The following is a 14,544-nucleotide window of genomic DNA, read 5'->3' as shown; positions in this document are numbered from 1 at the left end:
GGCCGGTGGCGGCCGGGGTGGCGGCGGTTCGGGGCCGGTGGCGGTTCGGGGCCGGTGGCGGCACCTTATGACAACACCGTTGACCTGTGAAGCGCGCGGCCAGTTTCATGTGCGGTCACCGGGGCCTGCCAGGCCCCCTGGTGCGAGCGGAGCACGCCATGACCGACACTCCCCCGGCCCTCGACCCACCCGTTCTGCGCAAGTCCCTCGGCGTCCTGGACGGCGTCGCCATCGCCGCCTCCAGTACGGCGGCCACCACCAGCATCGGCATCGGACTCGGTGTCACGGCCGGCGTCGTCGGCCTGCATCTGCCGGCGATCATGCTGCTGGCGTTCCTGCCGGTGCTGGGCATCGCGGGCGCCTACTCGCGCCTCAACCGCGTCGAGCCGAACGCGGGCAACGGCTATGTGTGGGTGGGCCGTTCGCTCAGCCCCTGGCTCGGCTTCATGGTCGGCTGGGTGACGATCGTGGCGGTGGTGGCGTTCCTCGCCTACACCACGGCGGTCACCGGTTCGGCCCTCATCCAGCTCGCCGGGGACACCGGGGTGCACCGGGTGGGCGGCCTTGCCCTGGACCCCGGGTCGACGGCACAGACCACCGCCGTGGGCCTGGTGGTCCTGGCCGCGGTCACCGTCACGGCCGTCACCGGCGTCCGCAAGGCGGCCCGCCTCCAGGGCTGGCTGCTGGTCTTCGAGTACGTCGTCCTGCTCGGCTTCTGCGGCTACGGCATCGTCACCGGCCCGCACCCCTTCAGCCTGAGCTGGTTCGACCCGTTCGCCATCCCCTCCCCGACCGCGCTCGCCCAGGGGCTGCTGCTGTCGGTGTTCTGCTACTGGGGCTTCGAGGCGGCGTTCACCGTCACCGAGGAGGTCCGCGACCCCCGGGACGCCTCCAAGGCCGGTTTCACCACCCTGTTCACCATGCTGGGGCTGTTCCTGCTCGGCTCGGTCGCCTTCCAGCGCGTGCTGTCGGAGGAGGAGTTGGCGGGCCACGGCGCCGAAGGGCTGGCGTTCTTCGGCGAGCGCCTCGCCGATCAGCCGCTGGCGGTGCTGCCGCTGGTGGCGCTGATGTTCTCGGCGGTGGCCTCCCTCCAGGCCGGGGTGATCCCGGCGGCCCGGGGCATGTTCGCGATGAGCCGGGACCGTACGCTCGGCCCGGTGTGGTCCCGGGTCAGCCCCCGGTACGGCACTCCGGCGGCCGGGACCGTGCTGATCGGCGCGCTCGCGGCGACGGTCGCCGCGCTCTCCCTGGTCATCCCGCGCCTCGCCGACATGATCATGGCGACCGTGACCGCCGTGGGCATCATCGTCGCCCTCTCCTACGCGCTCACCGCCCTCGCCGCCGCCGTCCGCTTCCGCTCCCTGCTGCGCGAGGACCCGTGGCAAGGGGTCCGGGCGGTGGTGCTGCCGGTCCTGAGCGCGCTGGTCCTGGTCGCCCTCGGCGGCTATCTCGGCTGGTCCTTCTACGACTCCGCCGACCACTTCGAACTGCGCGCGGACAACGGCTGGTTCCTGCTCACCACCCCGCTGGCGATGATCGCGTCCGGTTTCGTCGCCGCCGCCTGGGCCCGCTGGGTCCGCAAGTCCCCGTACTTCCGCACCGGCGAGGGCACCGACTCCGAGTCCCCGCGCCTGCTTCCGACACCCCACTAGGAGACGGACCATGCACGCAGACCTGCTCTTCACCGGCGGCCCCGTCCTCACCCCTGAGGGCCGCACCGCCACCGCGGTGGCCGTCACCGACGGCCGGATCACCGCCGTGGGACACGACGAGGTCCGGGAACTCGCCGGACCGGACACAGAGGTGGTCGACCTGGGCGGGCGGCTGCTGCTGCCCGGGTTCCAGGACGCCCACGTCCACCCGGTGCCCGCCGGGCTGGAACTGGCACAGTGCGATCTGACCGGGGCGCGGACGGCCGCCGAGTCCGTGGCCGCGGTGCGCGCGTACGCCGAGGCGCACCCCGAGCGGGAGTGGATCACCGGCGGCGGCTGGTCCATGGAGGCGTTCGAGGGCGGTACGCCGACGAAGGAGCTGCTGGACGCGGTCGTACCGGACCGGCCGGTGTATCTGCCCAACCGTGATCACCACGGGGCCTGGGTCAACAGCCGGGCCCTGGAACGCGCCGGGATCACCCGTGACACGCCCGATCCGGCGGACGGGCGGATCGAGCGGGACGCCTCGGGGGCGCCGAGCGGGACCCTCCAGGAGGGGGCGATGCGGCTGGTGGGGCGGCTCACTCCCCCGGCCACGCGACAGGACCGGGTCGCGGCGCTGCTGCGCGCCCAGCGCCATCTGCACTCCCTGGGCATCACCGCCTGGCAGGACGCGCTGGTCGGGGAGTTCGCCGGGATGGACGACCCGGCCGAGGCGTATCTCGCCGCGGCCCGGGACGGTTCGCTGACCGCCCGGGTGGTGGGCGCGCTGTGGTGGGACCGCGGGCGCGGCGCCGAGCAGATCCCCGAACTCGTGGAGCGCAGGGCGGAGTTGAGTCACGGCCGGTTCCGGGCGGGGACGGTGAAGCTGATGCTGGACGGGGTCGCCGAGAACGGTACGGCCGCACTGCTGGAGCCGTACCTGGACGGCTGCGGCTGCGCGACCGCCAACCGGGGCACCAGCTTCGTCGACCCCGGTCAACTCCCCAAGTACGTGACCGAGTTGGACGCGCTGGGTTTCCAGTGCCATTTCCACGCGCTGGGCGACCGGGCGGTACGGGACGCGCTGGACGCGATCGAGGCGGCGCGGACGGCCAACGGGATGCGTGACACGCGGCACCACCTGGCGCATCTCCAGGTCGTGCACCCGCAGGACGTGCCGCGCTTCGCCTCGCTCGGCGCGACGGCGAACATCCAGCCGCTGTGGGCCGCCCACGAACCGCAGATGGACGAGCTGACCATTCCCTTCCTCGGCCCCGAACGGGCCGCGTGGCAGTACCCGTTCGGCGCGCTGCTGCGCTCCGGCGCCCGGCTCGCGGCGGGCAGCGACTGGCCGGTCAGCAGCCCGGACCCGCTGGCGGGCATCCATGTGGCGGTCAACCGGGTCTCGCCGGACAGCGCCGCGCCGGTGTTCCTGCCGGGTGAACGCATCGGCCTCACCGAGGCGTTGACCGCCTACACGGCGGGATCGGCGCATGTGAACCACCTCGACGACACCGGTGCGGTGCGCCCGGGAGCACTGGCCGACCTGGTGGTTCTGGACCGGGATCCGTTCGCGGTTCCGCCGGAGGAGCTGGCCTCGACACGGGTGGCGCAGACCTATGTGGGGGGCGAGCGAGTATACGCAGCTCAAGTGGCTTGAACAGTAACGGATATCACGGCCGGGTCACGGTGTAGATCATTTACGCTCTGGGCAGTCTCGTTCCGCTTCTCGATTCAACTTACGTATCGGGAAGGCGAGTTCGAATCTGCGGGGTGGCAGAGCGGCCACCCCCGGCCGTCTGTCACGGCCTTCGATTCCGTTGCCAGGACCACTGCTTGAAGGGAGACCGGTGTGAAATCTGGAGTCGTGGGCGGTGGTCCTGAGATATCCACGGCGGAGGCGGGGATCGCCCTGGCCCGTCTGTTCGGCCGGCACATCCGCGGCCGCACCGAGGAGGACCGCAAGTGCCAGACCGCCGCCCAGCAGCGGCTTGACGCGCTCGGCTCCCCCCACCCCGGCACCGCGCTGCACCTGGAGGGAGCCCTCCAGCCGGCGCCCGACGCCTACCTCCCGCCGGACGAGGCCGGGCAGGCCCGGCTGCGCCGGCTGGAGGCGAGCCTGCGCCTGATCGAGTCGGCCTTCCCACAGGTCGGCACCGACATCGAGGTGTGCCGCCTGACCTGCGAGATGCTGGAGGGGGCCTGGCGCAGCCGGGCCCTCGCCCCGCCCCGCGAGGAGCAGTCCGCCGACTGCTCGTGCGCCCTGTGCCGCCAGGTGCCCGCCGCCCCCGAGCGGACCCTGGCCGACTACCGCTGGCGGCAGAGCGCGGGACTCCCCCTCGCCGTAAAGACCTGGCCGTACCGCCGGGAGCTGGACAGCGTGCTCACCGGCGGCTGGTCCGTGGTCCGGCAGATGAACGACCTGGAGCGGGACCTCGGTTACCGGCACCGCTTCGAGGACGACATCCTGCTGTTCCACGAGTACAAGCGGGTCATCGACACCATCGACACCGATCACCTCACGCAGCTGATCGAGGGCCGGCTGGCCGAGGACTTCAGCGTCAACAGCGCCCGGGCCCTGGTCTGCGGCCTGTACGCGGCGCACAAACGATCCGCCGACGAGCACTGGCTCCAGCAGCACCAGACGGGCAGCGTGGTGCTCCCGCAGACCAACCCGCTCGGCCAGAGCACCTACTCGGCGCTGCAGATGATGGACTGCCTGTTCTGGCACGTCTCCCCGGACAGCGAGCTGTGGCAGGAGGAGCACCTGGCCTCCCTGCTGCTGTGCCGGGTCGTGGACGACATGACCGACGTCCGGGTCGACGCCCTGACCGGTGAGATCAGCAACTTCTGGCTCTCCGGCATGTCCGCCCACACCAAGACGCTCTACGCGGCCAGCGCCATCGCGCTGATCAAGTACGGCTGTATGCCCGAGGCGCACTCCTCTATGTGGAACACCTGGCTGATGCCCAGCACCATCGTCTGGATGGGGCTCACCGGGCGGCACGCCCTGTGGTTCGACGGCATCACCCAGGGCCTCCCGTCGGCGCAGGGCTGCGCGCTGTGCGACCTCCAGCCCAACGCCTGTTCGGGCATCCTCACGCACGGCACCACGCTCACCCTGAGCCCGCGGCGCAGCGCACCGTCACTCAGCGCGCGGACCGCCGAGCTGTCCGAGCGCTGCCGCGTCCACTTCCCCGGGGCCTGGCCGCTGTTCGACGCCGAGCTGCACGCCTTCGAGGCGCTGCACGGGCCCTGGCACGGCAACACCGACACCGTCTGGTCGATCCTGCGCCGTACCTACCTCGCCGCCGTGGAGGCGTCCCGCACCGAGGCCGGCCCGGACCGCGCGCGTGAGGTGCAGCAGGACTCCGGCGTGGTCGGTTCGGAGTACTTCTACACGATGTACGAGCCGGAGACCGGCCGGGAGGACACCGCGCTGCTGGCCTACATGTTCGGCTGCGCCCACCCGCACTTCCTGTGGAACGCCACCGGGTACCGTCCCGCGGACCTGAAGGGCGACTGGCTCGACGGCTGAGCCCGCGCATGCGAGAAGGCCGCTGCCCGGTGGGGCAGCGGCCTTCTTTCATTGGGCTCCACACCTCGTCGGGCTCTACACCTCGAACTCGACCGGCAGGCTGTCCAGCGGCGAGGTCCAGGTGGACGAGGTCGTGGTGAGCTCCTCCGGCGGCACCGCCAGACGCAGACCCGGCAGCCGGTGCAGCAGGATGTCCACGCCGACCTCGATGATGGACATGCCGATGCTCTGGCCGGGGCACTCGTGCGGGCCCGAACCGAACGCCAGATGCGCCTGGTTGCCGTGCACCGACACGCTCGGGTCGGGCCGGATCTCGGGGTCGACGTTGCCCGGCGCGAGGCCGAGCACCAGCAGGTCGCCCTCCTCGATGCGGTGCCCGCCCAGTTCGACGTCGCTGGCGGCGAAGCGGCCCGGCAGCACGGCCAGCGGCGGGGAGTTCCACATGGCCTCCTCCATCACCGCCGAGATGTTCAGCTGGCCGCTGATCAGCCCGGACAGGCGGGAGGCGTCGGTGAGGACCAGCTCCAGCACCCGGGCCAGCAGATTGGTCGTGACGTGCGCGGCGATCAGGATCGCGCGCAGGTGCATCACGACCTCGTCGTGGTCGAGCCCCGCGTGGTGCTCCAGCAGGTTGGTGGCGAGGTCGGAGCCGGGTTCGGTGCGCCTGCGCTCGGCGAGCTCACCGAAGATCTCCCTGATCACGCCGTCGTGCATGACGGCGTCCTCGCCGCCCTTCATCACCTGCGCGCAGGACTCGACAAGACGCCGCCCCTCGGCCTCGGCGAGACCGAGAATGCGGGCGACCACCAGCATCGGCAGCAGGTCGGCGAAGTCCGCCACCAGATCGGCACGGCCGAGGTTCGCGAACGTGTCGATCTGCTTGTTGGCGAAGTGGGTGGCGTGGCGCCGGATGCCGCGGTCCACGGCGGCCTGGAGGCCGTCGCTGACGGCGCCGCGCAGCCTGCGGTGGGCCTCGCCGTCCTGCGAGACGCAGTCGGGCCGCCAGGCGAGCATCGGGACCAGCGGGGAGTTCTCCGCCACCCGGCCCTCGCGCATGTCCCGCCAGAAGTGCGCGTCGCGCGCGAACTGGCGGGGATTGTCGAGCACGCGCCGGCTGTCCCGGTAGCCGAGGACCAGCCAGGCCGGGATGTCGCCCTCCAGCAGGACCGGGGCGACCGAGCCGTGCTCCTTGCGCAGCCGCTCGTAGATGCCGCGCGGATCGGTGGCCGCCTCGTCCCCGTACAGCCGGACCAGGTCGGCCGAACCGTGCGCGACCGGGCAGCCGCGGGGGGCGTCGGGACTGTCGAAGGTCTGGTCGGTCATCGGGGCTCCAGGGCGGCTGCGGATCGTTCCATCAGATGGCGCATCAGGGTGATCAGCACATCACGGCTGGAGGCACGGTCGCGGGCGTCGCAGACCACGATCGGCGTCTGCGGCGAGATGTCGAGCGCGTCCCGGATCTCCTCGATGGGGTGGTCCTTGGAGTCGGGGAAGACATTGAGCGCGATGACGAACGGCACGTCCTGCCGCTCCATCTCCTCGATCGCCCGGAAGCTGGAGGCCAGCCGCCGGGTGTCGACCAGCACGACCGCGCCGAGCGCACCCTTGAACAGGCCGTTCCACAGGAACCAGAAGCGCTCCTGGCCCGGGGTCCCGAACAGGTACAGCATCAGTGAGTCGTTGATGCTGATCTTGCCGAAGTCGAGGCTGACGGTCGTCTCCGTCTTGTCGGCGACCCCGATCAGATGGTCGACGTCGGCGCTCGCCTGGGTGAGGGTCTCCTCCGTGGTGAGCGGCTTGATGTCACTGACCGAGCGGACCATCGTGGTCTTCCCGGTGCCGAACCCGCCGGCGATCATCACCTTCACCGAACGGGTCCCACCGGCCGACAGCTCGCCGGGGTGATCAAAGCCTTTCAAGTCCACTGAGTACCTCCTCAAGGAGCGCGAGGTCGGGCCCTCGGCCGGCGCCGTGCACCGGAATGGGGTCACGGGCTTCGACGCGACCTGCCTCCAGCAGATCCGCCAGCAGCACCGCGAGAATGTTGAAGGGCAATCCGAGGTGGGCGCCGAGTTCGGCGACCGACAGCGGATCACGGCAGCGCCGGAGGATCTCCTCGTGCTCGTGCTGCATGCCCGGTAAGGGGGCCACGCGGGAGACGATGAGGGTCGCCACGTCGAGGCTCGACGCCGAACCGCCCGGTCCGCTGCGCCCCTTCGTCAGGACGTAGTAGCGCTCAAGACCGGACGGGTCCGTGGGCCGGCGGGGAGCACTCATCCAGAGTGCTCCTCCAGGCGCGGAGTGGTGCCCAGCAACTCGCCCATTCTGCGCGCCAGGTCCCGCATCTGGTGTCCGAGGAGCCCCTGGTCGAGGCCCTCACGGGCAAGGACGCCGAGATACGTCTCCACTCCGGCCCGTACGACGAACAGGTGACCGCCGTCGACCTCGATCATCGCCAGCCGCAACTGCCCCGCGTATTTGGGGAACTGCTCGGCGACCGGCTGGGCCAGCGCCTGCAGGCCGGCCACCACGGCGGCGAAGCGGTCGACGTCGTCGGGGTCTTCGGCGCCGTAGGAGGTGATGGCCTTGCCGTCGCTGGAGGCCACCAGGGCGAAACGGATCTCCGGGATGGACTCCACGAGATCGCGGAGCGCCCAGCTCACGTCGGTTCCCTGCTGCGTCATACGGACTTGTCGCTCTCTTCGGTGTGGTGCTCGGTGGACTCGCGTCCGGCGGTGACGTCGGCGCCGGACCCGCTGTCGCCGTCGGACTCCCGGCCGGCGGTGGCGAAGGCGGCCAGGCCGGCGAAGGAGGCGTCCGGCGGGACGGCCGCGACCGCGGTCCCCTCACTGCTTTCGGTGCGTTCGGCCGGCTCGTGACGGGCCGCCTCGCTCCGCTTGCTGCGGCGCCGGGGCAGTCCTCCGGGCGTGGTGTCGACGGCGTCCCCCGCGACCGTGGCGGCCGGCTCGGCGGCCACGGCGGTACGGGGGGCGGACTCCGTCGCCGCCGGGGCCGCCGGTGCGGTGGCCGCGGCGGACGCCGGGAGCGGGCTGAAGTACTTGTGCGGGACCACCACGACCACCGAGGTACCGAGCCACGGGGAGTCCGCGAAGGTGACGCGGATGCCGTAGCGGCGGGCCAGGGTGCCGACGACACGGAGGCCGATGCTGGCGTCCTCCGAGATACCGCCGAGACCCGCGCCGGGCGCGGTGCCGGCGAGCGCGTGCTCGGCCTCGCGCTTCTTCTCCTCGCTCAGGCCCTTGCCCGAGTCCTGGATCTCGATGCCGACGCCGTTGGGCACCTCCTTGCCGGAGACGACCACCGGCTCGGTGGGCGGCGAGTAGCGGGCCGCGTTGTCCAGCAGATGGGCGAAGATCAGCGTGAGGTGGTCCACCAGACCGCCGTCGACGCCGAGTTCGGGCAGGTGCCGTACCTCGACGCGGTGGAAGTCCTTGATCCGGCCGATACCGCCGCGGACCACGCTGAGCAGGCGCTGGGGCTCCTGCCACTGGCGTCCCGGACGGTCCGAGCCGCCGAGCACGCCGACGCTGGCGGCGAGACAGTCGGCGGGGCCGATCGCCTGGTCCAGCTCCATCAGGCCGCGCGCCACGGACGGCAGCCGCCCGTGCTCGCCCTGCATCTCGTGCAGGCGTCCGCGCAGCTTGCTGGTCAGGACGTGGATCCGGTTGCCGATACTGATCACGGCCTGTTCGGCGGAGGTCGAGCGGTTGAACTCGGTCTCGACGCCGATCAGGGAGGTGCGCAGCACCTTGCGCAGTTCGGCCCGGAGTTCCTTGCTGACCTTGGTGTGCTCACTGACGACCGGAAGCAGGTCGTCCACGGCGTCACCGGCCCGCAGCCGCTCCAGCGCCTGGGGAAGCTGCTCCCCGGCGAGGCGGGCGACGGCCTCGTGCTGGTCGGCCAGCTGCTCCTTGAATCCCTCGGCCTGGTCGGCGAGTTGGGCCTCGTAGGACGTGGCCTGTCCGGCCAGCCGCTCCTCGAAGAGCCGGGTCTGCTCGGCGAGCCGGGCCTCGTACTCGCCCGCCTGCTCGTTCAGGCGGCTCTCCATGGCGGCGCGTTCACCGTCCAGGGCCACCCGTTCGGCCGCGAACTTCCGCTCCAGGCCCGCCACATGCTGCTGCCACTGCTGGGAGTGCTCGGCCTGCTGGGCGCGGAAGGAGGCTTCGGCGCGGCCGAGTTGGGTCCGGGTGCGGAGCAGGAGCCGTACACACGCGGTGCCTGCCGCGGTGGCCGCGGCGCCGGCGACCGCGGCGGTTATTCGTTCGGAGCTCATGAATGTCGCGGCTACCGTCCCGCCTCCTAAAGCCAGCGGCATCAGCCACCAGCTGTACCAGGCGACAGGGGCCCGCGCCGCCGGGGGCGGAGTGGCGAGTTCCATCTGCATCCTTCGAACCAACACGATCGAACAAGGGGGGGCGTGCAAGGGGGGACGCACTCATGAGTACGCACCACGAGTGAACCCAGGGGGTGACGGGTCAACTCGCAGCGCCGTGGGGGAGCTTATCGGGTTCGGGGGCAAAAGGATCAACCAGGCCCGGTCGGTGGAGGTGAGCGTTCCGTCACTCTCCGCCTGGAATCAGTCGGATTCGATCCTGGACAGGTGTCCAGCTATAGTGGACACCTGTCCAGGAGTCTAGGAGAGGGAATTCCGTGGAAACACTCGCGAAGGTGCTGGTGGGGCTGGTGGCCGCGCTGCACTTCTACATCCTGGTGCTGGAGATGTTCCTATGGCAGAAGGCGCCGGGGCGTTCACTCCACGGTTTCGATCCACAGCTCGCCCGGACCACCGCGCCGCTGGCCGCCAACCAGGGCCTCTACAACGGCTTTCTGGCGGCCGGACTGGTCTGGGGCCTGATCGCGGCCGACCCCACGGGCCATGACGTCCAGATCTTCTTCCTCGTCTGCGTGGTGGTCGCGGGCGTGTACGGCGCGGCCACCGCCAACCCGCGGATCCTGCTGGCCCAGGCGCTGCCCGGCGCACTGGCCCTGGCCGCCGTCCTGGCGGCGGGGTGAGCGACCCGACGGCGCCGCCCGAGGACCCCAGGGCCGCGCGCACCCGGCGGCGACTGCGGCAGGCGCTGCTCGACGAGTGCACCGAGCGACCGCTTTCCCGGGTCTCGGTGGCCGCGGTGGTGCGCCGGGCCGGCATCGGCCGGGCCACGTTCTACCTGCACTACGACGGCCTGGAGGCACTGGCCGTCGACGCCTGCGCGGACGTGGTCCGCGAGGCGGTGGAAGCGCTGCACGCCTGGCGGGGCCGCCCCGACCCGGTGCACGCGCCGCCCGCGCTGGTGGGGTTCTTCCGGTCCCTCGCCCCGCACGCCGCGTTGTACCAGGAACTCCTCACGCCGGGAGGCGGCGGGCCGCTCGGCCGTCTGCTCCACCGCGATCTGAGGGCGTACAGCCTTCGCGAACGGCAGCTGGCCGGGGCGCCGGACGCGCCGCTGGTCGCGTCGGCCGTCACCGCGACCTTCGCGGGTGTCCTGGCGGACTGGCTGCACGGGCTGATCGAGGCGACCGCGGAGGAAGTGGCGGACCAGGTCTGGCAGTTGCTGGTCGCGCTGCATCGCAGTCGGTGAGCCGGAGGTGTTTCGCCCCCGCCGCCCCTACCCGACCCGTCCTCCAGGGGCTTCGCCCCTTCGACCCCGAGGGGTTGTGTTTCGGGTGCGGGTGGGTGGGGGTTGTTCGCGCAGTTCCCCGCGCCCCTGAGATCAGGGGCTCTGCCCCCGCTTTCAGCCTGTCCGGCGTTTGAGGACGAGGCCCGTTCAGGGCCGATTGGGGGTCTGGGGGCGGAGCCCCCAGGAGACGGTGGGGGTCCCCCCTCTGGGGGAGGGTAGGGGCGGCGGGGGCGAGGAAAAGCCTCGCGGCACGAACTAGCGGCAGCCGAAGCCCTCCTTCGTCGCGGGCCACGCCTCCACCCCGTCCGGCGTGCGGACGTACGCCTTCGTCGGGGTGGCGTCACTCAGCCACAACTCCCAGTCCCCGTACCGATACCCGGTGTCCCGCGCATCGCCCGGCAGACGGGCGGAACCGTCATAGCGAGCCGTCAGGGACCCCGGCGGCAGCACCCCCTCCGGATCCCGGGCGAAGAGGCGGCCCCCCTTCCCCACCCGGTCGACAGCACGTGCGCCTTCTGCCAGTCGCAGTGCTCGGCACCCTCACCGCTGTGCACCTCGGTGACCGGGACGCGCCGCCCGCGCTCGTCGGTCCAGATCTCGTACGGCCCACTGTCGGTATAGCTCTCCGGAAGCTCGGCCGGATCGCACTGCGCGCTGCTCTCCGGCCCCCAACCCGGCCGCCCCTCCCCGCCCTTGGCGACGATCACCGCGACCTTCGTACGTCCGTCCACGTCGAGGGAGTACAGCACCCGGTCCCCCTCCCGCCGCTCCTCGCGGTACCCGGTGCGCGGCACATCGGGCTGTTCGATCTCGAAGTAGAGCTTCAGCCCTTCCTCCGGGCTCGCGCCCGCGTCGCCCTCGCCCCACCGGTCGGCGCCACCCTTGGAGAAGACCTTGCTTTCGCACTCCAGCGCCCGCTCCGCGGAGTCGCTCAGCGGCCCGGAGTACGCGGTGGCCGGAGCCGACGCCGCGTCGTCGACGACGCGCGTGTCCTCATTCTCGTCGCACCCCACCGCCGTCACCGCGACCGCCAGCACCCCGAACGCCACCGCCATCAGCCTGCTTCGCATACCCACCCCTGGTCCGCCGCTTCTTTCTGCATCCCTCCGACGCGGCGGCACGCCCAAACGTTCAGGCGCGGCGCGACTCCTGGAACGTACGCCGGTACGCCTGCGGCGACACCCCGATCGCGGCGTGCAGATGCTGTCGCAGCGAGGCCCCCGTGGCGAAGCCGACCTCTCCCGCGATGTGGTCCACCGACAGGTCGCTGGCCTCCAGCAGATGCCGGGCCCGCGCGATCCGCTGCTGGATCAGCCAGCGCCCCGGGCTCAGGCCCACCTCGTCGTTGAAGCGGCGCGCGAAGGTGCGCAGGCTCATCCGCGCGTGCGCCGCGAGATCGGCCAGGGTCAGCGGCTCACCGAGGCGTTCCAGCGCCCAGGCCCGGGTGGCCGCCGTGCTGGAGCCGCCCGGCTGCGGTACCGGCTGCTGGATGTACTGCGCCTGCCCGCCCTCCCGGAACGGCGGCACGACACAGCTGCGGGCGACGAAGTTGGCGAGTTCGCTGCCGTGGTCCTTGCGCACGATGTGCAGGCACACATCGACCCCGGAGGCGGCCCCGGCCGAGGTCAGGATCCGGCCGTCGTCGACGAACAGCACATCGGGGTCGAGTTCGATGTGCGGATACAGCCGCCGGAAGTGGTCGGCGAGGTGCCAGTGCGTGGTGGCCCGGTGCCCGTCGAGGAGCCCGGCCGCCGCCAGCACGAAGGCACCCGTGCAGATCGAGACGATCCGGGCCTCGGGACGGATCAGCGCCAGGGCCTCGGTGACCTCGTCCGGGAGCCGCTCGGTCAGACACCACGGGTCGATCGCGGCGACGACCACCGTGTCGGCGGTGGCCAGCAGCTCCGGCCCGTGCTCTACACCGACCGTGAAGTCGGCGTTCGTGCGCACCGGGCGGCCGTCCACCGAGCAGGTCAGCACCTCGTAGCGCCCGGCCGCGCCGAGGATGCGGGCCGGAATGCCCAGCTCGAAGGGGTAGACGCCGTCCAGCGCCAGCACGACCACGCGTTCCTTGACCATGGCACGATCCTATCGAAGCTTGGCAATCATGCCATTTCCCGGGAGGCGGGCCGCGGGCAGGCTGGTGGACCATGAGCACTGTGCAGACGATGCGAGCCATCAGTCAGGACGTCCTCGGCGGTCCCGAGGTCCTGAAGGTCGTGGAGCGGGAGCGGCCCTCGGCGCGCCCCAACGAGATCCTGGTCCGGGTGCGGGCGGCCGGAGTGAACCCGACCGACTGGAAGCACCGGGAGAACGGCGGGTTCCTGGGCCGGCCGCCGTTCGTCCTCGGCTGGGACGTGTCCGGGGTGGTGGAGGAGGTCGGCATCGGGGTCGCCCGGTTCCGGCCCGGCGACGAGGTCTTCGGGATGCTGCCGTACCCGTACGGGCACGGCTCGCACGCGGATTACGTCACCGGTCCGGCCCGCGCCTTCGCGCTCAAGCCCGCCGTGATCGACCACGTCCAGGGCGGCGCGCTGCCGCTGGTCTCGCTGACCGCCTGGCAGGCGCTGGTCGAGACGGCCGGGCTCCAGGAGGGGCAGCGGGTGCTGGTCCACGCGGCGGCCGGCGGGGTCGGTCATGTGGCCGTGCAGATCGCCAAGGCGCGCGGCGCCCATGTCATCGGCACGGCCAGCGAGGGCAAGCACGAGTTGCTGCGGACGCTGGGCGCGGACGAGCTGATCGACTACCGGTCGGCCGATTTCGCCGAGGCCGCGAAGGACGTCGATGTCGTGCTGGACACAATCGGCGGCGACTACAGCCTGCGCTCGCTGCGGGTACTGCGGCCGGGCGGGATCGTGGTGTCGATCCTGCCGGTGGGTTCCGCCGAGTTCTACGAGGAGGCGGAGCGGCTCGGGGTGCGGGCGGTGCGGATGCTGGTGGACGCCTCGCACTCCGGGATGCGGGCGATCGCCGGGCTGGTCGAACAGGGCGCGCTGCGCGCCACCGTCGCCGGGACCTTCCCGCTGGCCGAGGCCGCCGAGGCGCACCGGCTCGGCGGGACCGGCCGTACGGCGGGGAAGCTGGTCCTGCTGGGCGAGTGACGCGGGCGGTGCCGGACGGGGGGACTCCTCGTCCGGCACCGGGTCGCACGGCGTAGTGAACCGGCCGAAGTTGTGGTCACTGAGCGCCAACCCGCGTACGCCGGAGCGCAATTCAAAGACATATGTCAATCGAACATGCTCAGATTGCCTCCATCGAGGGTAACTTGCAGTGCGGGGACCGGTTCTGCTTCCGGTCGTCCGCCGGTTCCCCCGACACCCCAGGGCGCAGGTTGGAGGCGATGTGGTCGTGCAGCAGGAACCTGCACTCTTCTCCCGCCACCTGCGTGCCCGCCAGGACCGGGGGCACACCGTCCTGGAGTTCCTCGGCGAGATCGACATCGCCGCCGCCATCGAACTCCTGCCCCAGCTGGACCGGGTGACGGCCCGTCCGCACGCGCGGATCGTGATCGACCTGCGTCCCGTGGAGTTCTTCGACTGCTCCGGGCTGCGCCTGCTGTACCGGGCGCGCGCCCGCGTCCTCGACCAGGGCGGGCAGCTCCAGCTGGTGTGCGACCATCCGCTGACCCTGCGCATGCTGCGGATCACCGGTCTCGCCCTGCTGCTTCCACCGCATCCGACGCTGGACGCGGCCCTGGGACAGCCCGAGGCCACGTCCGGCTCGGTGTGAGGCG

Annotated in this window: 14 protein-coding genes; 7 read left to right on the top strand and 7 right to left on the bottom strand. The window is 71.6% G+C overall.

The genetic code is table 11. From position 1 onward, the window contains the following. Nucleotides 1-158 precede the first annotated feature (158 nt). The 3 genes from GA0115233_RS22330 (at nt 159) to GA0115233_RS22320 (ending at nt 5,172) form a co-directional block, all read left to right on the top strand. Nucleotides 159-1,652 carry an APC family permease gene (locus tag GA0115233_RS22330; RefSeq protein ID WP_093722049.1) on the top strand — a complete coding sequence of 498 codons (1,494 nt, stop codon included), beginning with the start codon at nt 159-161 and terminating at the stop codon, nt 1,650-1,652. A gap of 10 nt (nt 1,653-1,662) precedes the next feature. Next, nucleotides 1,663-3,294 (top strand): amidohydrolase, encoded by a 1,632-nt coding sequence (locus GA0115233_RS22325; protein WP_093722048.1) that lies wholly within the window; start codon nt 1,663-1,665, stop codon nt 3,292-3,294. A 192-nt stretch (nt 3,295-3,486) separates the two neighbouring features. Then, complete coding sequence (locus GA0115233_RS22320; protein WP_255310306.1) at nt 3,487-5,172, top strand: hypothetical protein; 1,686 nt, start codon at nt 3,487-3,489, stop codon at nt 5,170-5,172. Between the two features lie 75 nt (nt 5,173-5,247). Here GA0115233_RS22320 and GA0115233_RS22315 read toward each other — a convergent pair whose 3' ends face one another. Genes GA0115233_RS22315 through GA0115233_RS22295 form a run of 5 tightly spaced genes read right to left on the bottom strand, consistent with a single transcriptional unit; the run spans nt 5,248 to nt 9,571 of the window. Further along, nucleotides 5,248-6,495 carry a cytochrome P450 gene (locus tag GA0115233_RS22315; RefSeq protein WP_093722047.1) on the bottom strand — a complete coding sequence of 416 codons (1,248 nt, stop codon included), beginning with the start codon at nt 6,493-6,495 and terminating at the stop codon, nt 5,248-5,250. Further along, nucleotides 6,492-7,097: a GTP-binding protein gene (locus tag GA0115233_RS22310; RefSeq protein WP_093722046.1), complete on the bottom strand. Its 606-nt coding sequence runs from the start codon at nt 7,095-7,097 to the stop codon at nt 6,492-6,494. The genes GA0115233_RS22315 and GA0115233_RS22310 overlap by 4 nt, the downstream gene beginning before the upstream one ends. Next, nucleotides 7,078-7,449 carry a DUF742 domain-containing protein gene (locus GA0115233_RS22305; RefSeq protein ID WP_093722045.1) on the bottom strand — a complete coding sequence of 124 codons (372 nt, stop codon included), beginning with the start codon at nt 7,447-7,449 and terminating at the stop codon, nt 7,078-7,080. The genes GA0115233_RS22310 and GA0115233_RS22305 overlap by 20 nt, the downstream gene beginning before the upstream one ends. Further along, nucleotides 7,446-7,856, bottom strand: coding sequence for a roadblock/LC7 domain-containing protein (locus tag GA0115233_RS22300; protein WP_015655861.1), 411 nt, complete (start codon nt 7,854-7,856; stop codon nt 7,446-7,448). Before GA0115233_RS22300 ends, GA0115233_RS22305 begins: the two co-directional genes overlap by 4 nt. Continuing rightward, entirely contained in the window at nt 7,853-9,571 is a 1,719-nt protein-coding gene (locus GA0115233_RS22295) for an ATP-binding protein (RefSeq protein ID WP_093722044.1), read from the bottom strand. Before GA0115233_RS22295 ends, GA0115233_RS22300 begins: the two co-directional genes overlap by 4 nt. A gap of 272 nt (nt 9,572-9,843) precedes the next feature. On the opposite strand from GA0115233_RS22295, the gene GA0115233_RS22290 reads away from it, so the two are divergent. Together GA0115233_RS22290 and GA0115233_RS22285 are read left to right on the top strand one after the other, a co-directional pair. Further along, nucleotides 9,844-10,206, top strand: a complete 363-nt coding sequence (locus GA0115233_RS22290; RefSeq protein WP_093722043.1) for a DUF1304 domain-containing protein — start codon at nt 9,844-9,846, stop codon at nt 10,204-10,206. Further along, complete coding sequence (locus tag GA0115233_RS22285; RefSeq protein WP_093722042.1) at nt 10,203-10,772, top strand: TetR/AcrR family transcriptional regulator; 570 nt, start codon at nt 10,203-10,205, stop codon at nt 10,770-10,772. Before GA0115233_RS22290 ends, GA0115233_RS22285 begins: the two co-directional genes overlap by 4 nt. 467 nt (nt 10,773-11,239) lie before the next feature. Here the strand turns inward: GA0115233_RS22285 and GA0115233_RS22280 are convergent, their stop codons facing one another. Together GA0115233_RS22280 and GA0115233_RS22275 are read right to left on the bottom strand one after the other, a co-directional pair. Then, nucleotides 11,240-11,881 carry a hypothetical protein gene (locus GA0115233_RS22280; RefSeq protein WP_369691377.1) on the bottom strand — a complete coding sequence of 214 codons (642 nt, stop codon included), beginning with the start codon at nt 11,879-11,881 and terminating at the stop codon, nt 11,240-11,242. Between the two features lie 61 nt (nt 11,882-11,942). Continuing rightward, complete coding sequence (locus GA0115233_RS22275) at nt 11,943-12,890, bottom strand: GlxA family transcriptional regulator (protein WP_093722041.1); 948 nt, start codon at nt 12,888-12,890, stop codon at nt 11,943-11,945. Nucleotides 12,891-12,961: 71 nt separating this feature from the next. Between GA0115233_RS22275 and GA0115233_RS22270 the strand changes: the two genes are divergently transcribed. Both GA0115233_RS22270 and GA0115233_RS22265 read left to right on the top strand, forming a co-directional pair. After that, nucleotides 12,962-13,912 carry an NADP-dependent oxidoreductase gene (locus GA0115233_RS22270; RefSeq protein WP_176711901.1) on the top strand — a complete coding sequence of 317 codons (951 nt, stop codon included), beginning with the start codon at nt 12,962-12,964 and terminating at the stop codon, nt 13,910-13,912. A 247-nt stretch (nt 13,913-14,159) separates the two neighbouring features. Then, nucleotides 14,160-14,540, top strand: coding sequence for an anti-sigma factor antagonist (locus GA0115233_RS22265; protein WP_093722074.1), 381 nt, complete (start codon nt 14,160-14,162; stop codon nt 14,538-14,540). The last annotated feature ends 4 nt before the right edge of the window (nt 14,541-14,544 follow it).

Origin of the sequence: Streptomyces sp. DI166 (assembly GCF_900091315.1) — a bacterium.
GTDB classification, from domain to species: Bacteria; Actinomycetota; Actinomycetes; order Streptomycetales; family Streptomycetaceae; genus Streptomyces; species Streptomyces fuscus.
The sequence above is the reverse complement of the archived record's forward strand: the minus strand, read 5'-3'. Positions and strand labels throughout refer to the sequence as shown.